The organism is Oceanithermus profundus DSM 14977 (assembly GCF_000183745.1).
Classification (GTDB): domain Bacteria; phylum Deinococcota; class Deinococci; order Deinococcales; family Marinithermaceae; genus Oceanithermus; species Oceanithermus profundus.
This window is the reverse complement of the sequence record NC_014761.1, coordinates 1,209,195-1,233,147: the sequence shown is the minus strand read 5'-3', so window position 1 is coordinate 1,233,147 and position 23,953 is coordinate 1,209,195. Positions and strand designations below refer to the sequence as shown.

Genomic DNA, 23,953 nt, shown 5'->3' with positions numbered 1-23,953 from the left:
CCACCCTCAGCCCGCGAGCGGCGGCAGCGCTTTGACCCAGTGCACGTAGGAGAGGTGCGCCAGGTAGGCGAGCGCGACGTCGCTGAGCGGGTGGTCGGTCTCCAGGCTCATCAGGGCCTCGCCGCCCTTGCGGTCGCGGCCGGAGACGATGCGGGCGATGTTGATCTCGTCGTCGGCGAGCACGCGCGCCACCCGCGCGATCACGCCGGGGGTGTCGACGTGGCGCACGAGCAGCGCGGGCCCCTCGCCGCTCAGGTAGGCGTCCAGGCCGTCCACCTTCCAGATCCGCACCGAACCGCCGCCGATCGAGCTGCCCAGCACCTCGTGGCGTTCTTCGGCGTTTTCCATGACGATCCGCACGGTGTTGGGGTGCACGTCGCCGAGCTCCACGGCTTCGAACTCGACCGCCATGCCGGCGTCGGCGGCCCGTTCGAGCGCGTCCTTGATGCGGGGGTCGTCGGGCGCGAAGCCCAGCATCCCCCCGGCGAGCGCCAGGTGGGTGCCGTGCCCCTTCCCGGTCTTGGCGAAGCTGCCGTGCAGGCCGAAGCGCACCCGCCGAGGGGGGGCGTCCATCAGCCGCCGCGCCAGCCAGGCGAGGCGGGCGGCGCCCGCGGTGTGGCTGGACGACGGACCCACCATCACCGGCCCGATCATGTCGAGGAGTCCCATGGCCCCATTCTAGGGCGACGGCGGCGTGGCAGAATGGGAGCATGCGACGCTTTTGGATTCTAGGATGGTTGTTCGCCGCGGCCCTGGCCCAGGGCCTCGTCCTCCCCGAGGGCGCCGTGGCCGGCCGCCCGGTCGAGCTCGCCGCCCGGGGGCTCGAGCCCGGGGCCTACCCCATCGAGATCGCCGGGCCCGGCGGCACCGAGGTGGTCACCCTGGTCACCACCGAGAACGGCGGTCGGCTCGCCTGGACGCCGGATGCGCCGGGTCGGTACGTCCTCACCCTCTTCGCGCCGGGGGCGAAGTACCGCGCCGAGCTGGAGGTCGCCCCGCCCCCGCCGCCGGTGGCCCTGGAGGCCGACGGGTTACGGATCGGCCCGCGGCTGTGGCCGCTGCCCCCGGGCGACTGGCTCGCTCCGTTGGAGACGCCCGACGCGGTCTACCTGGCCCAGCGCGGCGCGCCGCTGGTGCTCGCCTTTCCTCGCGGCGGCGAACGCGGGCCGCTCTACGCCTTCTACCCGCACCTTCCCGTGGAAGACCTGCGGGAGGGGCCCGAGGTGGCGCTGCAAGGGGGCGGCGTCTGGCCGCTGGCGGGGCTGCCCCCCGCCCGGCCCTACGCGGGGGCCTGGTCCACGCTCGAGCCCCTGCACGTCCTCGCGCAGTTCTGGCGGGACCAAGGCGTCGCCGCACGGCTCCCGGCGGGCCCCGGGGGCTACCGCCCCTACTGGTCCTACCTGGCCGAGGACCCGGCCCTGTTGGACGACCGGGACCTCGCCGCCTGGGGCCGCGACCTGCTGCGGCGGGGCCACCGCCCGGAACTCGTCTGGGGCGAGGGGGCGCGGGCCTGGAGCGACCGCTGGCAGGCGGCCGCGCGACGCGCCGACGAGGCGACCGCCCGCCGGCTGGTCGAGGCGCTGCTGCGCTACGCGCCGTTGCATCCGGGCGCGGCGGCCTTTTTCGCCGAGCAGGCGGACCGCTTCGAGGCCGCCGGCGATCCCGTCGCCGCGCTGCGCCTGCGCACCCTGGCGCGGCAGGCCGAGGCGCAGCTTCCGGTCCTCAGGGCCGACGGGCTCGAGCGGGCCCTGGCCACCCTGGTGCTCGCCTACCTGGCCCTGGTCCTGGTGCTGGGCGTGCGCTACCTGCCCGCGCAGCGCCGCAGCCTCGCCGACTGGGGCGGGGTCTGGGGCAGCTGGGTGCGCAACCCGCTCCGCCGTTTCCGCTACCTGCTCTTCGCGCACGCCGGCTGGGGCGAGCGCCTGCTGGCGGCGCTGCTCTTCTTCGCCGCGGTGGCGGTCCTGTGGCTTTGGGGCGGCGTGCGCGGTTTCGAGGCCGAAGCGGCGCGGCCGCCGCTCGACCGCGCCACCCTGGTGGGCGCGAGCTTCGAGACCTGGCCCGCCGGTCCGGAGCGGGCGGCGTTGCGCGCCTACGCCGGGCTTCCCGGCGGTCCTGCGGATTCGCGCGCATTCGAGGGGGCGGCGCCGCTCGCCTTCGTCGAGGCGCTGCGCTACCGACTCACCGGGGACCCTCAGGCGTTGCTCGCGGCGTACCGTGCCGAGGCCGTCTACCCGCCGGTACGGGCGGCCCTGGGCCTGGGGGAAGACGCCTGGTCGGAGGCCTACCGCGCGGCCGGGGTGGAGCGCCTGGGCACGCCCCGCGCCCGCGACCTCTGCCGGGCCTACCTGATCGGCAGCGTGCGCCAGCTGGGCGTTCAGCCCACGCGCAGCCTCGAGGCGCTGGGCTGGTCCGCGGGGGCCGCCTGGGCCCTGCTCGTCGCCCTGGCGGTCTGGGCCTTGCTGCACCTTTGGGTCCTGCTCCTGCCGCGTCCCCGCGGCGCCGTCCGCGCCGCCGGAACCTTGGCCCGGGGGTTCGAACTGCTCGTCCCCGGCAGCACGAGCTTCGGCAAGGGCTGGGGCGTGGTGCTGCTGCTTGCGGCCGCCTACGGGGCGGTGCGCTGGATCCTGGGCGATCCGGCGGGCGGCGGGCTCTGGTTGGCCGCGGCCTACCTGCCCCACCTGGTGCTCTGGTACGGGGAGGTGCACCGGTGATCGTTCCCGCCTTGATCACGCCTTTCGACACCGCCGGACGCCCCGACGCCGGCGCCCTGCAGGCCCTGATCGACCGCCTGGCGCCCCAGGTGGACGGCTTCCTGCTACTGGGCTCCACCGGCGAAGCGGTCACCCTCGCGCCCGACGAGCGCGCGGCACTGCTCGCGGGCGTGCGCGCCCCGGGCCCTGTCTGGGTCGGGATCGGCGACGAGTCGCTGGCGCTGGCGCGCCGCCACGCCGAGGCGGCCGTGGCGCAGGGGGCGGAGCGCCTGCTGGCCATGCCGCCGCGCTTTTTCGACCGCGCCCTGGACCCCCGCGCCTTCCAGGTCTACTTCGAGGGGCTGGCCGAGCTGGGCGAGGTCTGGCTCTACCACGTCCCCGTCTTCACCAAGATGAGCTTCCCGGTCGAGGTCGTCGTCGAGCTGGCCCGGCATCCGCGCATCAATGGCATCAAGGACTCGAGCGGCGAGATGGCGCGGCTCGAGCACTACCGGCGCTTCGCCCCCGGGTTGCGGGTCTTCACCGGAAGCGGCACTACGCTTCCCGCCGCGGCCGCGAGCGGCGCCGAGGGGGCGATCCTGGCCGTTGGCAACCTGGCCCCGCGCCTCTTCGCCCGCGTCTTCTCGGACGCCCGCGCGGGCCGCGCAGACGCGCGCCTGGCCGGCCTGGCCTACGAGACCGCGGCGCTCGTCGGGCGGGGCGGCGTCGTGCTGCTCAAGCAGATGTTGCGCCATCTGGGGCTGCCCGCCGGCGTCCCGCGCGCCCCGCTGCCCGAGACGAGTCCGCTCTGGCCCGAAGCCGAAGCCCTGCTCGCGAGGTTGCAGGAGGAGGGGTGGTTGTTGTGAGGAAGACGGTAGCGTTGCTGGCGGTTCTGGCCCTCGTGCTCGCCGCGTGCGTCCCCGGCGTGAAGAAGCCCGAACCGCCGCAGGCCCGGGTGGAAGGGTTCGACCTGATCAGCGTCGACCCGTTCAGCGGCGAGGCGCGCTTTGCCTTGCGCTTGCGCCTTACGAACCCCAATGCGTTCGAACTTCCGCTGCTGGAAAGCCAGCTGGCCCTCACCTTCGACCGGGCGCGCCTGCCCTTCGACCTCCCTGCGGTGACGCTGCCCCCGGCGGGGTTCGAGGTGGTGGAGACTCGCCTCACCGTGCCGCTGGCCGAGAGCGCCGAAGGGGTGGGCAAGCTGCTCGGCGGCGAGGCCGTGCGCCTGCGCGTGGACGGTCGGGTACGCGTGCAGGCGGGCCCCGTTCCCCTCGACCTGGGGCCCTTCACCCTGCTCGACGAGAACGTGCGGGTGGACCTGCGCTTCGCGCTGCCCCGGTTCACGATCGACCCCGCCCAGAGCCGGCTGCGGATCCGCGACGCCACCCTGGAGGTCGTGGTGGGCTTCCAGGTCACCAACCCCAACCCCATCGGCTTCTACCTGCGCGGACCGCTGGGCCTGGTCATCGGCGGGAACACCGTAGCCGAGGCCGTGCTCGACGTGCCGCTCCGTCCCCGCCAGTCGGGTTCGGGGGTGCTGGCCTTCCGCGTGGACCTGGCCAGAGTTCCCGGAGCGGCGGCCGCGCTGGTGACGGGGCTGCCGGTCGAGCTCTCGGGTGCGGTACGCGCCGAGGTGCCGGGGGTGTGGCAGACGCTCCTGGACGTGGCCTTCGCGGGGAGGGTGCGTTAGCGGGTGGGCATTCCCTTCGACCTGCTGGGCCGCGTCTTCGCGCGCTGGGGGCACCGCACCTACCCGGACTGGGCCTGGCCGCTGCTCGCCCGCGCCCTGGAAGGGTTGCCTCCGGGCGCACGGGTGCTCGACCTGGGCGGAGGGACGGGGGTCCTCGCGCGCGCCGCGCTGGGCGCCCGCCCCGATCTGAGGCTGGTGATCGCCGACCCCGCCCGGGGCATGCTGCGCCACGCCCCGGAGCAGGCGGAGGTCGTCGTCGCGCGCGCGGAGGCGCTCCCCTTCGCGGACGCGGAGATGGACGCGGTCCTGGTCGGGGAGGCGCTGCACCACTTCCAGGACCCGCAGGCGGCGCTGGGGGAGGTCGCCCGGGTGCTCAAGCCGGGCGGCCTCCTGTGGATCTACGAGTTCGACCCGCAGCGGGGCGTCGGCCGCTGGGTCTACTGGGGCGAGCGGCTGTTGGGGGAGCCCGCGCGCTTCTTCCCGCCCGAAGCGTTGCTTCGCGCCTTGCGCTCGCTGGGGTTCGAAGGGGACTACCGGGAACGGCGCGGGCGTTACGTGCTCACCGCGCGTCTTCGAGGCGAAACGCCGCGGGCAGCAGCTCGCCCAGCTTGAAGCGCAGCTCCTTTCCCGCGGTGTTGCGGCAGACGACGGGGGTCTCCCCGTCGGCGAACTCGGAGAGGATCTGGCGGCAGGCGCCGCAGGGGGTCGCGGGTTCGCCGGAGGTCGAGAGGACGAGGACCTCGCGGATCTCGCGATCGCCGGCGGCGACCATCGCGCCCACGGCGATCTGCTCGGCGCAGCGGGAGAGCGGGTAGGCGCCGTTCTCGACGTTGACCCCGACGTAGCTGCGGCCGCTTTTCGCGACCACCACGGCGCTCACCGGAAACTTCGAGTAGGGCGCGTAGGCGTGCGCCAGCGCGGTCTGGGCCAGGACGACGATCTCTTCACGGGTGGGCACGGGACCTCCTCAATCGGCCTCGCGGGTCGCGGGGGCGACCACGGGCACGGCGCGTACGCGTTCGATCTTGCGCTCGTCGGCCGCTTCGACGATGAAGCGGTAGCCGTCGTAGGTGTGCTCCTCGCCGACCTTGGGGATGTAGCCGAAGGTTTCGTAGAGGTAGCCCGAAAGCGTCTCGTACTCGCCTTCGGGCAGGACCACCCCGAGGGCTTCGGAGACGTCGTCGAGCGGGGTCTGGGCGTCAATGAGGAAGCTGCCGTCGGCCTGCACCTGGATGGGTTGCTCCTCCTCGACGTCGGTCTCGTCGTAGATCTCGCCGACGATCTCCTCGATGATGTCCTCGAGGGTCACCAGCCCGGCGGTACCGCCGAACTCGTCCACCACGATGGCCATGTGCACCTTGCGCCGGCGGATCTCGAGGAGCAGGTTCCAGACGGGCATGGACTCGGGGACGAAGAAGGGGTCCTGGGCCAGGCTCATGACGGTGAGCTGGTCGAGCAGGTCCGGGGTCTCGAGGTAGTTGAGCAGGTCCTTGGCGTAGGCGATGCCGACGATCTGATCGATGCTCTCCTGGTAGACGGGGATGCGGGAGTAGCGGTGCTCGCGCTCGAGCCGCACGAACTCGCGCAGGCTGGCCGTGTGCTCGATGGCCACGATGTCGACCCGGGGCACCATGATCTCGCGGACCTGGGTCTCCTCGAGCTCGAGGACGTTCTGAATCATGTCCTCTTCGGCCTCTTCGATGGCGCCGCTGGCCTCGGCCCCGGAGAGGATGAGCTTGAGCTCGTCCTCGGTCACGAGCGGCTGCTGGCGCGGCTCGAGCCCCAGCGCGCGCAGGATCAGGGCCGAGATCCAGGTGAAGAAGCGGCCGATGGGGTAGAGGAGCACCGACAGCCAGTAGATGGGACGCACGAAGAAGCGCGCGAGCCGGTCGGCGTTGTGCACCGCGATCGACTTGGGGGTGATCTCGCCGAAGAAGAGGATCAGGAACGTCATCAGCCCCGTCGCGTAGGCCACCCCGGTGGATCCCCAGGCGCGGGTGGCCAGGTCGGTGACCAGGGCGGTGGCGGCGATGTTGACCAGGTTGTTGCCCACCAGGATCGTGGTCAAAAAGCGGGTGATGTCGCGCTGCAAGAGCGCGAAGGGGCTGCCGGCGCCCTCGCGCTCGGCCAGCTCCCGCACCTTCCAGGGCCAGAGGGTGGTGATCGCCGTCTCCGCGGCGGAGAAGAAGCCCGAGAGCGCGAAGAGGACGACGAGCAGGGCGGCGTCCATCCAGGGGTAGGCGAACGCGGCCTCCGTGACCGGACTTTGGGCGAGCGCGGTTGAGAGCAGCAGGGGGAGGGCCAGCAGGCGAAGGCTACGACTGGGAGGTCGATCCATAGTGCTTAAGGGATTTTACCATACGTACGCAGTTTTTCGGCGATGGCCGGTAGAAAGAGCCCGGCGCCGACGACGAGGGCGATCAGGCTGGCCACCAGCACCGCGGCCGCGGAGGTGTCCTTGGCGGCCTTGGCGAGCGGGTGTTCGCTGGGGCTGGTGAGGTCCACCACGGCCTCGAGCGCCGTGTTCATCAGCTCGAGGGTCAGCACCACGAGCACCAGGAGCAGGACCGGAACGAGCGCCACGCCCAGCGCCAGCGCCAGGACCAGGGCCAGCGCCGCCAGGTAGACCTCGATGCGAAAGTTGCGCTGGCTGCGCCAGGCGTAGGCGAGCCCTTGCCAGGCGAAGCCGAACGAGCGCAGGACCCCCTTCAGAGCTCGAGGATCCTGCGCTGGACGTTCCGGAATCCGCGCCATGCCTCCTCCGTGGTGTGGTCGTGCCCCAGCAGGTGCCAAAGGCCGTGGGCCGCGAGGGTGAGCACCTCGTCCTCGAGCGCGTGCCCCTGTTCGCGCGCCTGCCGCTGGGCGGTGTCGAGGCTGATCCAGACGTCGCCCAGGTGCGGGGGCAGGAAGGGGTCGCCGGGTTCGTAGGTGGGAAAGCTGAGCACGTCGGTGGCGGCGTCTTCGCCCCAGTGGGCCCGCTTGAGTTCGCGGATCCTGCGGTCGGAGCAGAGGATGACCGTGACCTCGCGATCCCCGAGCTCGAGTTCGTCCATCAGCCGCTGCAAAGCCCGGCGCAGCCGCGGCCGCAGCCCGCGCGGCGGGCGTTTCTGCGGGACGACCTCAACCCTCGCCACGGTCTTCGCGTGCGGCTTCGGCCTCGGCCTGCTTCTTCAGTTCGGCCTGCTCGTAGGCCTTGATGATCCGCGCCACCAGCGGGTGGCGGACGACGTCCGACTCCTTGAAGTAGATGAAGCGGATGCCCTCGATGCCCTGCAGGATCTTCTGCGCCGCGAGCAGGCCGCTGTGCTTGCTCGCGGGCAGGTCGATCTGGGTGACGTCGCCGGTGACCACGACCTTGGAGTTGAACCCCATCCGCGTCAGGAACATCTTCATCTGCTCGGCGGTGGCGTTCTGCGCCTCGTCGAGGATGATGAAGGCGTCGTTGAGGGTGCGGCCGCGCATGAAGGCGAGCGGCGCCACCTCGATGATGCCCGAGGCCAGGTACTGGTCGAAACGCTCGGCGTCGATCATCTCGAAGAGGGCGTCGTAGAGCGGGCGCAGGTAGGGGTCCACCTTGGCCTGGATGTCGCCGGGCAAGAAGCCCAGGCGCTCGCCCGCTTCGACCGCGGGGCGGGTGAGGATGATGCGCTTAACCTTTTTGGCCTTCAGCGCCGCCACGGCCATGGCCACGGCCAGGTAGGTCTTGCCGGTGCCGGCGGGGCCGATGCCGAAGATGATGTCGCTGGTGGCGATGGCCTCGACGTAGCGCGCCTGTCCGGGCGTCTTGGGGCGCAGCCGGCCGGGCAGGCGGAAGCCACCCAGCCGGGTCTCGGTCTCCTCGGGAAGGCGGCGGCCGCGCTCGGCGAGGGCCAGCGTCTGCTCGAGCACGGTCTCGTCGATCTCCGCGCCCTGGCGCAGCAGCGTGAGCAGGTCGCGGAGCACCGCTTCGGCGACCCGCACCTCCTCCTCCTCGCCGCTGATGCGGATCTGCTGGTCCCGGGCCACGATCTTGGCGCCGAGCCGCTGGCGCAGCACCTTGAGCCAGCGGTCCCGGCTCCCGAAGAGCGCCATGGCTTCGTCAGGGGAGCGCACGAAGATGCTGGTGCTCGTTTCCGCGCGTTCCCTGGGGGTGTCGTTCGTTTCCATCCGTTTACTCAGCTTAGCAGCTTCCTCCTCCGGGTGCGAACGCGGCGCAGCCGCCGGCTCGCGGGCTCGCCGAGCACCTCGTGCCAGAGCATGCCGTGCACGATCCCCCGCGGGTGCAGGGGCAGCCCGGCGTGCTTCATCTTGTGGGCGCGGGTCAGCGCGAAGGCGGCGTGCTCTTCCGCGGCCATGTCCGAGGCGTCGCGCTGGGCCTCTTCGATGCGCTGGCGCGAACGCGAACCCGCCGCGTGGCCCTCGGCGGTCTGCAATGAGCCGCCTCCGGGTGTGGCCGCGGCCGGAGCGGCCGAGGCGGCGGGCGGGCTGCTCGCCGCGGGCTTCGTCTGGGCCTGCGCCGGCTTCGGTCGGGCCGCCTGCGGCGGTTCCTGCGGGCGCGGGGCGCGCTCGCGCATCATCTCTTCGATCTCGGGGGGCAGCTCCACCTCGACGAGCGGCTCACGCGGCTTCAACAAGCCGCGCAGCGCCGGCCCCACGATGAAGAAGAGCAGGAAGAGGATCCCGATCAGGTCGTCGATCTTCATCGGCTAGCGTTCGTCCTCTTCGCCCGCGGCCTTGCTGAGCGACTCGCGCATGTCGGTGTCGGCCTCGATGTTCTTGAGGGTGTAGTAGTCCATCACCCCGAGGTTGCCCTTCTTGAGGGCCTCGGCCAGGGCCATGGGCACCGCGGCCTGGGCCTCGACCAGCTTGGCGCGCATCTCCTCGACCTTGGCGCGCATCTCCTGCTCGGCGGCCACGGCCATGGCGCGGCGCTCCTCGGCCTTGGCCTGGGCGATCTTCTTGTCGGCTTCGGCCTGGTCGATCTGCAACTGGGCGCCGATGTTCTTGCCCACGTCCACGTCGGCGATGTCGACCGAGAGGATCTCGAAGGCGGTGCCCGAGTCCAGCCCCTTTTCCAGGACGGTCTTGGAGATCATGTCCGGGTTTTCGAGCACCTCCTTGTGGCTGCCGGCCGAACCGATGGTGGTGACGATGCCCTCGCCGACGCGGGCGATGATCGTTTCCTCGCCGGCGCCGCCGACGAGGCGGTCGATGTTGGCGCGCACGGTGATGCGGGCGGTGGCGAGCAACTGGATGCCGTCCTTGGCCACCGCCGCGACCATCGGCGTCTGGATCACCTTGGGGTTGACCGAGACCTGCACCGCCTCGAGCACGTCGCGGCCCGCCAGGTCGATCGCCGCGGCGCGGTCGAAGGTCAGGTTGATGCCCGCCTTCTGGGCGGCGATCAGGGCGTTGACCACCCGGTCGACGTTACCGCCAGCGAGGAAGTGGGACTCGAGCTTGTTGAGCTCCACGGGGATGCCCGCCTTGGTGGCGTTGATCAACGGGTAGATGATCCGCGCCGGCGGGATGCGTCTGAGCCGCATCCCGATCAGCGTGGTCAGCGGCACCCGCACCCCCGAGGCCCAGGCCTGGATCCAAAGGCCGACGGGGACGATGGAGAACAAGATGAAAAGTCCGATGAGAACCAGCCCGGCTACGATCAAGAACCCTATGTCCATGCGTTATCCCTCCTCCTTGCGCACGACGACGCGTGCGCCTTCCACCAAGATGACCCGAACGGTGGAGCCCTTGGGTACGAACTCCCCGTCGGAGACGACGTCCACTTTGCGCTGCCCGAAGCGGGCCGTGCCCGCCGGCCTCAGGTCGGTGATCGCGGTCCCGATCGCCCCCTCCAGGGGCTCCAGGCGTTCCCGCGGCGGGGCCTGCTCCCCGATCGCGCCCTCGAGGACGAGGGCGTGGGCCGCGCGCGTCCGCGGCAGGTAGCGGAAGACGAGCACGAGGCCGACCGCCCCGGTCACCACGGCGATCGCGCCCACCATCAGCGCCTGGTCCCCGAAGGTGAGGTAGATCGAAGCCCCGATGGCGACGAAGCCGGCGATCCCCGAGACGCCGAAACCGGGGATGAGGAACATCTCCACCAGCAGCAGCGCGATGCCCGCCAGGAAGAGCGTCACTTCCAGGACCCCGCTCATGCCGGTCAGCACCCCGCCGGCGAAGTAGAGCGCCAGCGCCAGCAGGCCGAGCAGCCCGGGCACGCCGAAGCCGGGGGTGAAGAACTCGACGATCAGCCCCAACAGCCCCAGGGCGAGCAGGATGGGCGCGACGTACATGCTGGTCAGGAAGCGCGCCACCTCGATGCGGGTGGGAACGTCCAGCAGGACCGTCTCCGCGGCGAAACCGGCGCGCTCGAGGGCGTCGCGCAGGCTGGCCGCCTCGAAGTCGGCGACGCCCAGCTCGACGGCCTTCGCGGCCGTGAGGGTAAGGGGCTCGCCCTTGCCGGCCAGCCCTTCGACCTCGATCTCGGGATCGACCATGGCCTCGGCGAGTTCCACGGGGCGTCCGCGGGCCTCGGCGACGGCCCGGAACTTGCCCTTCAGGGCGCTGATGAACTTGCGGTCGGCGGCGGTGGGTTCGGTGACGGGGGTCACGACGATCGGCAGCGCCGCACCGATCTCCGACCCCGGCAGCATGGCCACCTGTTCCGCGGAAAGGGCGATCAGCGCCCCCGCAGAGAAGGCGTTCTTGACCACGGCCAGGGTGGGCAGCGGCGTCTGCAGCACCGCGTCGGAGATGCGCATCGCGGCGTCGACCCGGCCGCCGGGGGTGTCGATCCAAAGCACCACGCCCGAGGCCCCCTCACGCTCGGCGCGCACCAGCGCGTCCTCGACGTAGGCGGCCAGCGGGTTGTCGATGGTGCCCTCGATCTGCACCACGTAGCTGGCCGCCTGCGCCCACCCCGCGAGAAAGATTAGAAAACTAAGGATTAGTCTCGGTTTCACCACCTTCAGCCTAACCGATTACGCGCGTTTTCGCTTGCAGTGGATCACCAAGACCGAGGTCTCGGTCCGGTGCAGCACGCCCTCCGTCACCGAGCCCAGGATCAGCTTTTCCAGCCCGCCGCGCCCGTGGGTGCCCATGACGATCAGGTCGTAGTCCCGCGCGAACTCGACGATCGTGGGCACCGGCTGGCCCTCGTGCATGATCGTGTTGACGGGGACCCCCGCCTCCTCGGCGATCTTTCGCGCCGAAGCCAGCACCTCCTCCGCGGCCTTCTTCAGGTCTTCGTAGAGGTCGGCCTCGTAGGGGATGCCCTCCGGAAGCATGGGCAGGGTCAGCAGTGGGTTCTCGATCACGTAGAGCACGGTGGCCTCGGCCCCGCAGCTCTTGACGAGTTCGAAACCCTCGCGCAGGGCCTGTTCGCTGCACGGCGAACCGTCGGTGGGAAGGAGCACGCGCTTGTACATGGTCCCCTCCTTTTCTTTGCTCTCATTATAGCGCGGCTAGCGCGTGCGGTAGCCGATGGACTCGAGCACCCGCCGTCCCGCCTGCTTCTCCTCGGCGCTGACGAAGCCCAGGCGGATGGCCCCGCCCTCGTCGCGGACGTTGAGCACCTCAATGTCCTTAATGTTGACGCCGGCCTCGCCCAGGGCGCTGGTGATCCGGGCGAGCTCCCCGGGGCGGTCGGGCACGGCGACGACGAGGTCGTGCTGGACAGGCAGCAGGCTGCGGCGCACCACGGGCAGGCCGTCGCGCAGCCGCTTGGCCTCCTGCGCGAGCTCGAGCAGGCGCTCCGGCTCGTCGAGCACCGCGACGAGCTCGTCGAGCACCGCCTTGAGGTCGCGCGCCGCCTCGCGCAGCGCCGCGCGGTTGGCCACGACCATGTCGCGGCTCATCCGCGGCGACCCCGAGGCCACGCGGGTCAGGTCGCGGAAGCCCCCCGCCGCCAGGAACATCAGGGTCTCGCGGTTGGGGTCGGCGTCCACGATGCGGTTCAGGGCCACGGCCAGGAGGTAGGGAAGGTGCGAGACCCGCGCCACCAGCCGGTCGTGCAGCTCCGGGGCGACGAGCAGGGGGTAGGCCCCCAGGGCCTCGACCAGGCGCTCGAGCTGCTTCAGGTCCTCGGCGGCGGTGCGCCGGGAGGGGGTGAGGATCCAGGCCGCGTTCTGCAGCAGGCCGGCGTGGGCGTTCTCCACGCCGGCGCGCTCGCTGCCGGCCATGGGGTGCCCCCCCACGAAGCGCGGGAGCAGGGGCTCGAGCGCGGCCACGACCGGCGCCTTGACGCTGCCGACGTCGGTCCAGAGGGTGGTGGGGGCGGCGTGACGGGCGACCTCCCGTCCCAGCGCCTCGAGCGCGCCCACGGGGGCGGCGAGGACGCCCAGGTCCAGCTCGGCGATCCAGGGCCCCAGCCGGGTCTCGATGCGGTCGGCCGCGCCCAGGGCGAGGGCGGCCTCCAGCGCTGTCGGGTCGGGGTCGTAGGCCACGACCTCCTCGGCCAGGAAGCGCTCGCGCAGCCCCAGACCGACGCTCCCGCCCAACAGGCCGGTACCGAAGATGCCGACGCGCGCGAACACGGCCGCTTAGGCGGGCACCGCCAGCGCCTTGTCCACCGCCGGCAGCAGACGCCGGACCGCCTGCATGAGGTCGGCGAAGGCCGCTTCGGGAAGCTGCTGCGCGGCGTCGGACTTGGCCTCGCCGGGGTTCGGGTGGGTCTCCACGATGATGCCGTCCGCGCCGGCGGCGATCCCCGCGAGCGCCAGCGGGGTCACGTACTCGCGGGTTCCGGCGGCGTGGGAGGGGTCGATCCAGACCGGGAGGTGGGTCTGCGACTTGAGGACGGGCACGGCGGAGACGTCGAGGGTGAACCGGGTCGCCTTCTCGAAGGTGCGGATGCCGCGTTCGACCAGCACGACCTGCGGGTTGCCCTCGCTGAGGACGTACTCGGCGGCCATGAGGAACTCGTCCAGGGTCATGCTCATGCCGCGCTTGAGCAGCACCGGCTTGCCCGACCCTCCGGCGGCCTTGAGCAGGGCGAAGTTCTGGGCGTTGCGGGCGCCGATCTGGAGCACGTCGGCGTACTCGGCGACGAGGTCGACCAGATCGGGGCTGGTCACCTCGGTAACCACCGGGAGGCCGGTCTCGGCGCGGGCTTCTGCGAGCAGCTTCAGGCCCTCGACGCCCAGGCCCTGGAAGGCGTAGGGGCTGGTCCGCGGCTTGAAGGCGCCGCCGCGCAGCATCTGGGCGCCGTGCTGCTTCACGTACCGGGCGGCGGCGAGGATCTGCTCGCGCGACTCGACGCCGCAGGGCCCCGCGGCCACCATGAAGTGGCCGTTGCCGGTGCGCCCCGTGGGAAAGTCGAGCACCGTGGGCTCGGGGTGGACCTCCCAGCTCGCGAGCTTGTGCGGTTTGGAGATGCGGATCACCTGGTCCACGCCGGGCAGGGCGCGGAAGTGCTCCATCAGCTCGGGGGTGGGCGGCGCGCCGATCGCCCCGATCAGCGTGTGGGACTCGCCTTCGGATACGTGCGGGGTGTAGCCTTGTTGCTTGATTTCTTCGAGCAGGGCTTCAAAGGTTTCCTGGGAAATGCCGGGCTTCGTAACGATCAGCATGGCGGGTGCTCCTTGGATTGTCGCGGGTTCTGGGGTTTATGCGCGCTCGCAGGCACGGCGCGCAACCGTTTCCGGGCGGGGATAGCCGGGATAGCCGTCTTCCATGGCCCCACCCCCCTTGCGCTGTGCGTTGCGTGCCTTCGGGCGCATATGCATAACCTTACATCAGTCCGCCGGTCCGTTGTCAAGCGCGGCGGGGCGCAGGGCCAGGGTGCAGCGGCCGACGGCGACGCGCCGGTCACGGCCGTCGCGGATCTCGATCGCCCAGACCTGGGTGGAGCGGCCCCGGTGCAGCGGCTCGGCGGTGGCGACGATGCGGCCGCCCGGCCGCACCGGCCGCAGGTGGTTCATGTTGATCTCCAGCCCGAAGGCCACCTGCCCCTCGGGCGCGGCGACGGTGGCCCCCACGCTGGCCACGCTCTCGGCCAGGGCCACGTTCACGCCGCCGTGAAGGTAGCCGAAGGGCTGCAGGTGGCGTTCGTCGACGGTGAGCGCGGCGCGCACGCGTTCGGGGCCGACCTCCAGGTACTCGACGCCGAGGGTGCGGTCGAGGCCGGGGCGTTGCAGGAGTTCGGGGTCGAGTGCGGTCACGCCGCCATTCTATGCCAAGATACGGGGGTGGAAACGATCGCCTACCTACCCGGCTACCTGAGCCCCCCCAGCGGGTTTCGGATGCTGGCCGAACGGCTCGAGGGGTACGCGCACGTCGAGCTCGAGCGCCGGCCCACGCCCGCGGCGCAGCTGGAGGCATGGGCCGCCGAACTGCCCGAAGGGGCGCACCTGGTCGCCTCCTTCGAGGCGGGGCTCGCCGCGGTGCGGCTCGCCGGCGCCAAACGCGCCCGCAGCCTGACCTGGTTCTCGCCCTACGCCCGTGCGGACGCGGCCCTGAAGGCGCGCGTACGCGCCCTCGCCTGGGCCTTGGACGCCGGCGGGCTCGAGGGGTTCGCCCGAGTGGCCCGGCCCCTGCTCTTTGGCAGCCTGATGCTCGAACGCGGCGAGGAGCTGATCGCGGCCTGGCGGGAGGGGCTCGAGCCCGACGGGCTCGCCGCCTGGGCGCGGTCCCTGGGGGAGCTGGGCGACGAACGCCGGTGGTTGCGCACCCTGCAGCAACTGCCGGTCATGAGCGTCGTGGGCGCGGAGGACGCCTTCGCCCCGATGCGCTACGCCCACGAGGTGACCGAGTGGGTGCCCGAGCTGAAGGGCATTCTCGTCACCCTCGACGGGGCGGGCCACTTCAGCTTCTGGGAGAACCCGCGCGAGGCCACGAGCGTGGCCCGGGGTTTCATCGAGCGCTACCGCGAGTTTCTGGAGGGCCCGGCGGAATGGCAGGTGGAAGAAGAGGAAGAGGCCCCGCCCCCCCTGCGCTTCGACCCGGAGGCGCCCCGCTGAAATGCCCTACCTGAACGTCTACGGCACCAACGTGGTCTACGACCGCTGGGGCGCGGGCCCCGATACGGTGCTGATCGCCTACAGCGCGGACGACTGGCGCGGTTGCCGCCTGCCGGAGGGCCGGCGCTACCTCGCGGCCGACCTTCCGGGCCACGGCCGCACCCAAGGCCCGGAGGGTCTGGGCGAGGACGAGCTTGCCGAACACCTGGTGACCCTGCTGGTGCTGTTGCACCTCACCGAGGCCGAGCTGTGGGTGCACCCGCGCGCCAAGGGGTTGGGCCTTTACCTGTCGGAGCGGCTGGGACTCTCGGTGACGCCCGCGCCCGCCTGCGGGGACGCCTCCTTCTCCTGAGCCAGCCGTTCCATCAGCTCCTGCGAAGCGTAAGCGGGCCCGACCAGGATCAGCCGGTCCCCGGCCTCGAGCCGTGTGTGCCCGCGGGGGATGACGACCTTGTCGGCCTTTTCGCGCATGACCGAGATGACGAGCACGTCCGGGGGAAGATCGAGCTCGAAGATCCGCCGCCCAACCCAAGGGTGGGTGGGCTCGAGTTCGAGCGTGAACATGATCTCTTCGCCTTCGGGATCGAGCACCACCGGTTGCCCCGTTTCCAGCAGGCGGGCCACGTCGGGCAGGGGGACGTCGCTGGGAATGGCGAGGCCCCGCTCCTTGAGGTTGACCAGCGCCGCCCGCATGTACTCGTGCGCGTGCACCGGGCTGTCGATGCGCTCGGGCACCTGCGAACGGTAGAGGGTTTCGTCGGGCCTCAGCACCAGGTAGGCGAGGAAGCTCGAGAGCATGAGCGGGACGAGCAGCCCGTAGGAGCCGGTCATCTCGGTCACCATCACGATCGACGAGAGCGGCGTCTTGGCGGCGGCCGCGAAGAAGGCCGCCATGCCCACGAGGGCGAAGTGCACGGGCTGCACCCCGAGCGTGGGGAAGAGCTGCGCGAAGATCTGACCAACCGCACCGCCCAGCGCGGCGCCGATGATGACGCTGGGGCCGAAGACGCCGCCCGACCCCCCGGAACCGATGGAAAAGGAGGTGGCCACCATCTTGCCCAGCGCAATGAGCAGCAGCACCCCCCAGGTAAACTGGTTCATGAAGATCATCTGCAGCCAGCCGTAGCCGCCGTCGAGTACGTAGGGGAGGGCGATGCCCAGGAGGCCCACGGCCAGGCCCCCGACGGCCGGCTTGAAGACCGGGGCCAGCGGCCAGCGCCCGAAGGCTTCGGTGAGCCCGTAGAACAGGCGGATGAAGAGCCAGGCCCCCGCGGCGCTTACGAGCGAGAGCAGGGCGTAGAGCGGAAGGAGCTGGGGATGGGCGAAGTAGTCGCTCGGGGTGATGAACAGCGAACCGAAGCCGTAGTAGTACCCGACGATCGAATAGGCCGTCACCGCCGAGACGATCGCGGGCACGAGGACGTCGGTCTCGTAGTCGAGCTTGCGGTAGAGCACCTCGGTGACGAAGAGGGCCCCACCCAGGGGCGCGTGAAAGATGGCCCCGATCCCGCCCGCGGCCCCCGACATCACCAGCATGCGGCGCTCGCCGTCGCTCAGCCTCAGCACGCTCGCCAGGACCGAGCCGAAGCCTGCGCCGATCTGGGCGATCGGCCCTTCACGGCCGCCCGAACCCCCCGATCCGATCGTGAGCGCGGAGGCCACCGTCTTGACGAGGGGCACCCGCGCGCGGATTCGCCCGCCGGCGTGGTGGTAGGCCTTGAGCACGGCGTCGGTGCCGTGCCCTTCGGCCTCGGGGGCGAAGGTGAAGACCAGCCAGCCGGCGACGAGGCCGCCGAGTGTGGTGGCCACCGGGATCAGCCAACGGCCCCAGGGGGCCAGGGTTTCCACCAAACTGCCGCCCTCGCGTGGGAGGCCCGGGGGCTGGTAGCCCGCCATCTTGAGCAGAAACAGTTCCTTGGCGCCGTCGAGCAGCAGGTTGAAGACGATGGCCCCCAGGCCGCTCACCACCCCGACCAGCAGGCTGAGGAGGAGCATGCGGCCGGTCTTACCCAGTCTGGGGGAGGCGATGCGGGCACGCACGCTCCTCATCCTAAGGCAGGGGTGCCAGGCGCGTGTAGTAGGCTTGTCCCCGTGGAATGGGAAGACCTTGCCGAAGCGGCGCGGGCGCGCGGCCTCACCCTGGAGCGGCTCGAAGAGGCCGGTTGGCGCGATCAAGCGGTATGGGAGTACGCCCTCCTGGTCGTGCGCGAACTCACCCTGCGGGGACTGCTCCCGGCGCACCAGGCCGCCGATCGACCCGACTGTTTCGCCGATCGCGACCTCGCTTGACCGTTCGCGTAGGATACCCTAGCATCGTATCTTGGAGGTGTTCGCTATGAGGAAATGGTTCGTTCTTTTGGCGTTGGTTATGGGCTCGGCCTTCGCGGCCGGTAACTTCTCGGTTGCGGGGTCGGCGGGGTATGCCGGCAGCCTGCTTGGCGGCGTGGAGGCCAGCTGGGACTGCATCCTCTTCCAGCCGAAGAAGGGGGCGCTGCGCCCCACCGTCGACCTGGGTTACGGCACCGGCGGGTTCCAGGCCGCCTTCGCGATGCGCCACATGTTCGACGTGGCCGAGGGCGTCAAGGTGGGCGGCGGCATCGGCGTCCGCTACCAGGGCGGCGTGCAGGCCTATCTGCGCGGCGATGTGGAGTACGACCTGGCGCAGATGATCGACCTCCCCCTCTTCGTCGGCGCCGACCTGGGCTACGCCTACGGCTTCGGCGGCGCGCCCCAGACCGTGGTCGCCCAGTTCAAGGCGGGCTACCGCTTCTAGACCTCGCCTTCGTCCGCATCCCCGGGGCCGTCGGCCTCGGGGTTCTTTTTCATGACCTCGCGCAGCAGCGCAGTGGCGTAGGCGCCCTTGGGCAGGAAGAAGCGGAGCCGGAGCCCCCGGTCCACGGCCTCCACCGCGGCCTCTTCGAGGGGGAAGCGCAGGGGGCGACGCGCCCCTTTGCGGGCGCGGAACTGCTCGCGGTCGAGGCCGTAGGTCGCGAGCACCTCGTCCTCGAGCGCACGGGCGTCATCCTGGGCCTCAAAGTACTTGCGTCCGTGCAGGGGGCCGGTGGCGCTGATCTCCAGCACGGCGGCCCGCGGGTTCTCCACCTCCGGATCCTCGACCAGGAACTCGCCGCGGGTGGCGTGCTTCTTCGCCACGTCGCCCCGCACCACCCGGTCGTAGAGGCCGCGCTCCATGCGCAGCGCCAGCCAGTCGTTGAAGAGCAGGCTCTGCAGCGAGCCGATCAGGAACTTCTTTAGCCAGGGGCGGCCCCTCCCTTTGCCGCGGGTCACCAGCTCGTAGCCGCGTAGGGGGTTGCGCCCGCCCAGGCCGAAACGCTGGGGCCCGTAGTAGTTGGGCACCCCCGCCCGCTCCAGTTCCGAAAGTACCGCCCTGGCGAGATGCAAGGCCTCGGGAACGACGTCACGAATTACGATCTCGAACCGGTTTCCGCGCAGGTGCCCCACGCCCAGCTTGTTGGTGTGCAGCCCGGTCTCGAGGATGCGCACGCCCGGCAGTTCCTCGAGCTGGGGCAGCCGGTCCGCGTAGCGCGCGGGCAGGCTTATCCATTGCCGGGTTACCGCGTGCTTGTCCTTGAGGCCGGCCACGCCGATGGCCTTTTCGGGGATGCGCAGCTCCTGGCTAAGATGGTCGAAGACCTGCCGCGTCGTCAGGCCGCGTTTTTCGAGAAAAACGTAGAGGTGCTCGCCCTTGCCGGAGGGCCGGTAAGCGGGCACCTCGGTGACGGTGAAGTCTTCGGTCTCGGCGCGGATGCGCCCGCCGGTGCCGGAAAGCGCCTTGGTGAGGTAGGGGTATCGGTCGAAGTCGAAGATGAGCCGGCTCGGGTCCACGGCCCCAGCCTACACGGGCGGTAGCATGAGAGCGTGAACGCTTTGGAGCGGCGGTTCGAACGGCGCCTTGCCGCGCTCTGCGGCGAGGGCCGGGTGGTGGCCGCGGTGAGCGGGGGCGGTGACTCGGTGGCCCTCGCGGTCTTGCTGGCCGCGGTGGGCCGCGAGGCGGTGGTTGCGCACCTGGACCACGCGCTCAGGCCCGGATCGGAAGCCGACGCCCGCTTCGTTTGCGAGCTGGCCGGACGGCTGGGCTTTCCCTGCGAGCAGCGGCGGGTGGATGCGGCCGCCGTGGCCCGGCGCAAACGCGAGAACCTGGAGGCCGTGGCCCGCGAGCTGCGCTACGCCTTCCTGGCCGAGGTGGCGCGGGCGTACGGCGCGGCTTGCGTGCTGACGGCGCACACCCTGGAAGACAACGCCGAGACCGTGCTTCTGCAGCTCTTCCGGGGCGCGGGGCGGGCGCTGGGCATCCGCGCCAAACGGGGCAGGGTGGCGCGGCCGCTTCTGGAGATTTCGCGCACCGAGCTGCGCGCCTACTTGCGGGAGCGGGGCGAGCGCTGGCTCGAAGACCCCAGCAACGAGCTCGTCTGCCTCGACCGCAACTACCTGCGCCACGAGGTCTGGCCGCGGGTGGCCGCCCGGTTCGAGCGCGCCGGAGAGGCGCTCTTGCGCTACGCCGAGAGCCAACAGGCCGACGACGCGGCGCTCGATCCGCTGGCGCAGGCGCGGATCGTCCCCGACCGCCGCTTCGAGCCGGTCTTCGCGCTCCGCGCAGCGCCGCTCTCGCGAGCGCCCGAAGCGCTCCGCCGCCGCGCCTTGCGCGTCGTGCTGGAGCGCCAGGGCCTGCGCCCCGAGCGGCGCTACCTCGAGCTGGCCGAGCGGGCGCTCGCGGGCGAGAGCGTGAGCCTGGGGCCCTTCGTGCTTCGCCCCTCGGCGGGGGGCGTGGTCTGGGTGCCGACGCAGCCCGACCTACTGGCGGTGGCGAGCCCGCCCGCGGGCCTGACGGCGCGGGCGGCGCGCCCCGGCGACCGGGTGCGCGTGGGGAAGATCCACAAGCGGCTCGTGGACTTCCTGGCCGAGCGAGGCGTGCCCCCCGAGCTGCGCCGGGTTTGGCCGGTGGCCGAGCGGGAGGGGGAGGTCGTCTGGGTCTGGCGCTTCCTGCCCGAAGAAGAAGACCAGCGCTGGATGCGGCGGGCCCTGGCGCTGGCCCGCGAGGCGGCGCGTCGAGGGGAGGTGCCGATCGGGGCGGTGGTGGTGCGGGAAGGCGAGGAGCTGGGCGCGTCGGCCAACGCGGTGGAGGCGCGCGTCAACGCCACCGCCCACGCCGAGCTGCTGGCGCTGCGCGCCGCGCAGGAACGCGCGGGGGAAAAGGTGCTGCCCGGGGCGACGCTCTACGTGACGCTCGAGCCCTGCCCGATGTGCCTGGGGGCGCTGATCGAGGCCCGGGTGGGCCGGGTCGTCTGGGCGACCGAGAACCCCAAGGCCGGTGCGGTGACCCGTTACGGCATGGACGCGTCCCTGGAGCTCGAGGGTGGACGCCTGGCGCGCGAAAGTGCTATGCTCCTTAAGGGTTTTTTCGCGGACCTGCGCGAGCCCAATAGCTGAGCCTGGAGGGGTGCCGGAGTGGTTGAACGGGCCGGTCTCGAAAACCGGTGTGTCCGTAAGGGCACCGCGGGTTCGAATCCCGCCCCCTCCGCCAAAAAGGCCGCCAGCAATGGCGGCCGGCCCTTTTGGCTCGGGAAGCGATATCGAGTGGGTGCAATCGCGTATACGTGCATGTTATTTGAAACAAATGTTATATAAGAATCCAAACTGGACCGACGTAATCGCTACAACCTCGTGAGTTCATTGAAATGGCTTTTACAGCATGCCCAGATGTTATTGCGCGTCCTTAGCGCGTATCCATGCCCCCATACTTTCCTGTGCCCAGTAGGGAGACTGATAACCAAACGAGCAATCCGGAACGCCATCGTCTCCTGTGAACTCGCCCCCAATGGCCTCGCAGTTCTGCCTGGAAAGATCCTTGGGGTATTGCACAAGGTAAAGGAATTCACCCCTCTCTGGAACTACAAAGACACCACCAACGTAGTACCGGCCGTCTTCCAGTTCGTAGACACTCCACTCCGCACCGTACGTACAGCCCCAACTGAGCACTCCGAACGTCCCGCGCCCCTCGAAGTCGTCCCAGAAGCAGACGGCGGTGTAGTAGTCGCCGGAAAGGCTGGGCTCTTCCACAAAGCCTTTGGCCTTGAAGTAGACCGTGATGGGCATGTGCTTAAAGTTACCGGCGCAGGGCTGACTGTAGTCGTAGCCAGGCAGTGAAATCTTGACCCCGTTGATGACCGTCACTCCTTCGGTAATCGGGCCAGGAGCGTCTTCGGGGAGCACCTCTTCGACGCGCACCTTGGTGGGTTCATTGAAGGTGCCTTTGTGGACTTCTACAATTATTTCGTTGTCAGGAAGGGCGATGGTGCCGCCGGTGGGGGGGAGAGTATCCTCTATGACGGCGCGAGGAGCTTCTATTGTGGCAGGGTAAATTGAGTGGACTTGTTGGCCTGATGCCCGAACGAAAGACAATGTAAAGGCAACCAAGGATAAGCTGTAACGCGCGGTGCCCAATATCCACCCCATAATTTCTTGTTAATTGCATATTTCGTATTCGGTTTGGCCAGGTCCAATTGGCAGAAACTCCCGGTCAGGCGAAAACTCATTCTTGCAGCACTTGCCCGTGGCAGCGCTACATTTGTATTCCGACTCGACCAAGCCGGAGTGCGTACCACCCTTGACCCTAGCTAAAAATCCTTTATCGAAAAGGGCTTTGGGAACTTTCATGTGAAGCTTTCCATCCGCCCCCGTTTCCAGCTGAAGCGACAACGGGCCATCGAACATAGCATAGTTCTGCCCTGCGAGCCAGGCGCAGGTGGGTACGTTCAAACGATCACCGTCACCATTCAACCCGGCCTTGTCAGCAAGTTCAGGGCAGAGTGAAACCGTTACATCTACAGTTTCGCTATCATCAATATGTTGCAGTACGGCTTGGATTGCGTTATGGTCCACCCCAACACCATCAAACGTGGTACCACTGGTAGTGGCTACGCCGGAGTTCCCCAAATATTCTCCAGTAGTCGCGCAAACGTCGAACATCTTTCCACCAGCTACAGTTGAATAAAAATCGCCATCAACACGCATATATGGAGAAAAATAGCCACTCGTGTCCTGCGTGATATTGGCATCCGGTGGACAGGCGAATGCGACGCTGGTTAAGAGTGCTAACTGATCGGGTTTGGCGCCGATCATGCTGGATGCGGCGTTCGTGTTCATGTCTCCGCACTTAATTACAGGTGTACTTGGGAGAAAACCAGAACCCAGGGGCTTCGCGGAATGCTTGCGGTCAAGTGAGTACGGGTAGCCGCCCTGGCCTTGATACATGGCGTTGTTTTGATGCAGTAGAGCCGCTTTTCGCAACTCGGCACCGTGACGCTCTAAGGGTGACGGTAAATGGTCGTTGGCAAGTACAGCTTCCCGCCAGGTGCCGTCCTCATCCTTAACCCAGACCGTCGCAAACAGTATTCCTGAGTCTGCGTCGTTCTCGTCCCCCTCCACTACTTGACCGTTCTCCCAGCGGAAGGAAACGTAGCGGGTCAGGTTGGGATCGTTCTTGTCAACGAATTGCACCTTATCGGTGTTCACCACGATGCACTCGTAGGCTTTGCAAACGTAGTCCCAGTGGTCGCGCCAGTTTGCCCCAAAAGCTTCGAGCAAGGCTGCTACCATGTAGTTGGTCCTTGGTGTGCGCCCATTGCAGAAATGCTGATTTGGTTCCTCGATTTTTTCACTAGCGCAGTAGTATTTTTCGACCATCATCTCTTGAAAGATATAAATATGAGCACGTTTTTGCTTTAGCAAGGAATCCCATAGATATTCCCACTTCTTATCGTCTGTAGGGTCGAACTTCCAGTAGTGATCGTTGGGCCTGATTACCGGGAAACAGCCTTCAATAGTACAGACGACGTCATATTCTAATTCTCGATCACCCAGGTTGACACTGACGACTTTAAGTCCCCCGTCAGTTTCGAGAGTTTGAGCCTGTCTAGCCTTGACCCGTATCCACGCCCCCATGCTCGCCACGGCATGTTCGGCCAAGCCGGCTCCCAGAGAGCACCGAGGTGCGATTTCGTCATCCTTGAATACCCCCCCAATAGCCTCACAATTCCTCCTCGAAAGCTCCTTGGGATACTGCACCAAGTAGAGGTAGCGGCCACGCGGGGGGACCACGTCGAGCCAGTAGAAATAGTAGTGCTCGCCCTGAATGTCGTAGATCTTTGATTCTGCGCCATAACGACAGGCCCAACTGAGCACCCCGGAAGTCCCCCGCCCCTCGAAGTCGTCCCAGAAGCAGACGGCGGTGTAGTAGTCGCCGAACAGGTTGGGTTCTTCCACGAACCCCTCGGCCTTGAAGGCCACCAGCAGCTGCCGGCCCTTGAAGTTCCCGGCGTAGGGCTTGCTGTAGTCGTAGCCGGGCAGAGAAACCTTGACCCCCTTGATGACCGTCACCCCTTTGGTAATCGGTCCCGGAGCATCCTCAGGTCCTACCTTCTCGATGCGCACCCGGATGGGCTCCTCAACGATGCCCGGCGCAACGGAAACGAAGACCTCGTTGCCCGGCAGGGCGACGGCACCGCCGGAGGGGGGGATGAGCTCGCCTGCGGAAGGACCTTTATCTTGGTTGCACGAAACCATTGCCAGCACGACCAGTGCTAGTACGACCGCTATGGCCCTATAACTGCGTATGT

Annotated in this window: 26 protein-coding genes and 1 tRNA gene; 10 read left to right on the top strand and 17 right to left on the bottom strand. The window is 69.2% G+C overall.

Annotation, left to right across the window (positions count from 1 at the left end; translation table 11 throughout):
• Positions 1 to 6 precede the first annotated feature (6 nt).
• Positions 7 to 669: an L-serine ammonia-lyase, iron-sulfur-dependent subunit beta gene (sdaAB, locus tag OCEPR_RS06060; RefSeq protein ID WP_041554062.1), complete on the bottom strand. Its 663-nt coding sequence runs from the start codon at positions 667 to 669 to the stop codon at positions 7 to 9.
• 41 nt (positions 670 to 710) lie between these two features.
• Here sdaAB and OCEPR_RS12815 point away from each other — a divergent pair, with 41 nt between their 5' ends.
• From OCEPR_RS12815 to OCEPR_RS06040, 4 genes are read left to right on the top strand one after another with little or no spacing between them, the layout of a single operon-like run.
• The gene (locus tag OCEPR_RS12815) at positions 711 to 2,711 is read left to right on the top strand and encodes a hypothetical protein (protein WP_013457830.1); all 2,001 of its coding nucleotides are present in this window, start codon (positions 711 to 713) and stop codon (positions 2,709 to 2,711) included.
• Positions 2,708 to 3,556: a dihydrodipicolinate synthase family protein gene (locus tag OCEPR_RS13020; protein WP_013457829.1), complete on the top strand. Its 849-nt coding sequence runs from the start codon at positions 2,708 to 2,710 to the stop codon at positions 3,554 to 3,556. The genes OCEPR_RS12815 and OCEPR_RS13020 overlap by 4 nt, the downstream gene beginning before the upstream one ends.
• Positions 3,553 to 4,380: an LEA/WHy family protein gene (locus OCEPR_RS06045; protein ID WP_148229272.1), complete on the top strand. Its 828-nt coding sequence runs from the start codon at positions 3,553 to 3,555 to the stop codon at positions 4,378 to 4,380. Before OCEPR_RS13020 ends, OCEPR_RS06045 begins: the two co-directional genes overlap by 4 nt.
• Before the next feature lie 3 nt (positions 4,381 to 4,383).
• On the top strand, positions 4,384 to 4,992 hold the full coding sequence (locus tag OCEPR_RS06040) for a class I SAM-dependent methyltransferase (RefSeq protein ID WP_013457827.1): 609 nt from the start codon (positions 4,384 to 4,386) through the stop codon (positions 4,990 to 4,992).
• Here OCEPR_RS06040 and cdd read toward each other — a convergent pair.
• From cdd to OCEPR_RS05980, 12 genes are all read right to left on the bottom strand, one after another.
• On the bottom strand, positions 4,940 to 5,338 hold the full coding sequence (cdd, locus tag OCEPR_RS06035) for a cytidine deaminase (RefSeq protein WP_013457826.1): 399 nt from the start codon (positions 5,336 to 5,338) through the stop codon (positions 4,940 to 4,942). The two genes, OCEPR_RS06040 and cdd, sit on opposite strands and share 53 nt — an antisense overlap.
• A 9-nt stretch (positions 5,339 to 5,347) precedes the next feature.
• Entirely contained in the window at positions 5,348 to 6,718 is a 1,371-nt protein-coding gene (locus tag OCEPR_RS06030; RefSeq protein WP_013457825.1) for a hemolysin family protein, read from the bottom strand.
• A gap of 5 nt (positions 6,719 to 6,723) precedes the next feature.
• On the bottom strand, positions 6,724 to 7,134 hold the full coding sequence (locus tag OCEPR_RS06025) for a diacylglycerol kinase (RefSeq protein ID WP_013457824.1): 411 nt from the start codon (positions 7,132 to 7,134) through the stop codon (positions 6,724 to 6,726).
• On the bottom strand, positions 7,089 to 7,514 hold the full coding sequence (ybeY, locus tag OCEPR_RS06020; protein WP_013457823.1) for an rRNA maturation RNase YbeY: 426 nt from the start codon (positions 7,512 to 7,514) through the stop codon (positions 7,089 to 7,091). The genes OCEPR_RS06025 and ybeY overlap by 46 nt, the downstream gene beginning before the upstream one ends.
• A complete protein-coding gene (locus OCEPR_RS06015) occupies positions 7,501 to 8,526 on the bottom strand; it encodes a PhoH family protein (RefSeq protein WP_013457822.1) in 1,026 nt (341 codons plus the stop codon). Before OCEPR_RS06015 ends, ybeY begins: the two co-directional genes overlap by 14 nt.
• Before the next feature lie 8 nt (positions 8,527 to 8,534).
• Positions 8,535 to 9,062, bottom strand: a complete 528-nt coding sequence (locus OCEPR_RS13015) for a hypothetical protein (protein WP_013457821.1) — start codon at positions 9,060 to 9,062, stop codon at positions 8,535 to 8,537.
• A 3-nt stretch (positions 9,063 to 9,065) separates the two neighbouring features.
• The gene (gene floA / locus OCEPR_RS06005; protein ID WP_013457820.1) at positions 9,066 to 10,040 is read right to left on the bottom strand and encodes a flotillin-like protein FloA; all 975 of its coding nucleotides are present in this window, start codon (positions 10,038 to 10,040) and stop codon (positions 9,066 to 9,068) included.
• A 3-nt stretch (positions 10,041 to 10,043) separates the two neighbouring features.
• Entirely contained in the window at positions 10,044 to 11,324 is a 1,281-nt protein-coding gene (locus OCEPR_RS06000) for an NfeD family protein (RefSeq protein ID WP_013457819.1), read from the bottom strand.
• Between the two features lie 15 nt (positions 11,325 to 11,339).
• Positions 11,340 to 11,786 carry a universal stress protein gene (locus OCEPR_RS05995; RefSeq protein ID WP_013457818.1) on the bottom strand — a complete coding sequence of 149 codons (447 nt, stop codon included), beginning with the start codon at positions 11,784 to 11,786 and terminating at the stop codon, positions 11,340 to 11,342.
• A 36-nt stretch (positions 11,787 to 11,822) separates the two neighbouring features.
• Positions 11,823 to 12,893, bottom strand: a complete 1,071-nt coding sequence (locus OCEPR_RS05990; protein ID WP_013457817.1) for a prephenate dehydrogenase/arogenate dehydrogenase family protein — start codon at positions 12,891 to 12,893, stop codon at positions 11,823 to 11,825.
• Positions 12,894 to 12,899: 6 nt separating this feature from the next.
• Positions 12,900 to 13,928: a 3-deoxy-7-phosphoheptulonate synthase gene (aroF, locus tag OCEPR_RS05985; protein WP_013457816.1), complete on the bottom strand. Its 1,029-nt coding sequence runs from the start codon at positions 13,926 to 13,928 to the stop codon at positions 12,900 to 12,902.
• 165 nt (positions 13,929 to 14,093) lie between these two features.
• Positions 14,094 to 14,519, bottom strand: a complete 426-nt coding sequence (locus OCEPR_RS05980; RefSeq protein WP_013457815.1) for a PaaI family thioesterase — start codon at positions 14,517 to 14,519, stop codon at positions 14,094 to 14,096.
• Between the two features lie 27 nt (positions 14,520 to 14,546).
• Here OCEPR_RS05980 and OCEPR_RS12280 point away from each other — a divergent pair, with 27 nt between their 5' ends.
• Complete coding sequence (locus OCEPR_RS12280; RefSeq protein WP_013457814.1) at positions 14,547 to 15,317, top strand: alpha/beta fold hydrolase; 771 nt, start codon at positions 14,547 to 14,549, stop codon at positions 15,315 to 15,317.
• A 1-nt stretch (position 15,318) separates the two neighbouring features.
• Entirely contained in the window at positions 15,319 to 15,669 is a 351-nt protein-coding gene (locus OCEPR_RS05970) for an alpha/beta fold hydrolase (RefSeq protein WP_013457813.1), read from the top strand.
• On the opposite strand, the gene OCEPR_RS05965 is transcribed toward OCEPR_RS05970, so the two are convergent.
• Positions 15,600 to 17,312, bottom strand: a complete 1,713-nt coding sequence (locus OCEPR_RS05965; RefSeq protein WP_222829109.1) for a chloride channel protein — start codon at positions 17,310 to 17,312, stop codon at positions 15,600 to 15,602. The genes OCEPR_RS05970 and OCEPR_RS05965 overlap by 70 nt on opposite strands.
• A 96-nt stretch (positions 17,313 to 17,408) precedes the next feature.
• On the opposite strand from OCEPR_RS05965, the gene OCEPR_RS05960 reads away from it, so the two are divergent.
• Complete coding sequence (locus OCEPR_RS05960) at positions 17,409 to 17,606, top strand: hypothetical protein (protein WP_013457811.1); 198 nt, start codon at positions 17,409 to 17,411, stop codon at positions 17,604 to 17,606.
• Positions 17,607 to 17,652: 46 nt separating this feature from the next.
• Positions 17,653 to 18,090, top strand: coding sequence for a hypothetical protein (locus tag OCEPR_RS05955; protein ID WP_013457810.1), 438 nt, complete (start codon positions 17,653 to 17,655; stop codon positions 18,088 to 18,090).
• Here OCEPR_RS05955 and truD read toward each other — a convergent pair.
• Complete coding sequence (truD, locus tag OCEPR_RS05950) at positions 18,087 to 19,163, bottom strand: tRNA pseudouridine(13) synthase TruD (protein ID WP_013457809.1); 1,077 nt, start codon at positions 19,161 to 19,163, stop codon at positions 18,087 to 18,089. The two genes, OCEPR_RS05955 and truD, sit on opposite strands and share 4 nt — an antisense overlap.
• A gap of 33 nt (positions 19,164 to 19,196) precedes the next feature.
• On the opposite strand from truD, the gene tilS reads away from it, so the two are divergent.
• Together tilS and OCEPR_RS05940 are read left to right on the top strand one after the other, a co-directional pair.
• Positions 19,197 to 20,765 (top strand): tRNA lysidine(34) synthetase TilS, encoded by a 1,569-nt coding sequence (gene tilS, locus OCEPR_RS05945; protein WP_013457808.1) that lies wholly within the window; start codon positions 19,197 to 19,199, stop codon positions 20,763 to 20,765.
• 4 nt (positions 20,766 to 20,769) lie between these two features.
• Positions 20,770 to 20,859, top strand: a tRNA-Ser gene (locus tag OCEPR_RS05940).
• Positions 20,860 to 21,038: 179 nt separating this feature from the next.
• Here the strand turns inward: OCEPR_RS05940 and OCEPR_RS12510 are convergent.
• Together OCEPR_RS12510 and OCEPR_RS13010 are read right to left on the bottom strand one after the other, a co-directional pair.
• The gene (locus OCEPR_RS12510; protein ID WP_187288486.1) at positions 21,039 to 21,563 is read right to left on the bottom strand and encodes a hypothetical protein; all 525 of its coding nucleotides are present in this window, start codon (positions 21,561 to 21,563) and stop codon (positions 21,039 to 21,041) included.
• 237 nt (positions 21,564 to 21,800) lie between these two features.
• Positions 21,801 to 23,909, bottom strand: a complete 2,109-nt coding sequence (locus OCEPR_RS13010) for a hypothetical protein (protein WP_187288485.1) — start codon at positions 23,907 to 23,909, stop codon at positions 21,801 to 21,803.
• Between the last annotated feature and the right edge of the window lie 44 nt (positions 23,910 to 23,953).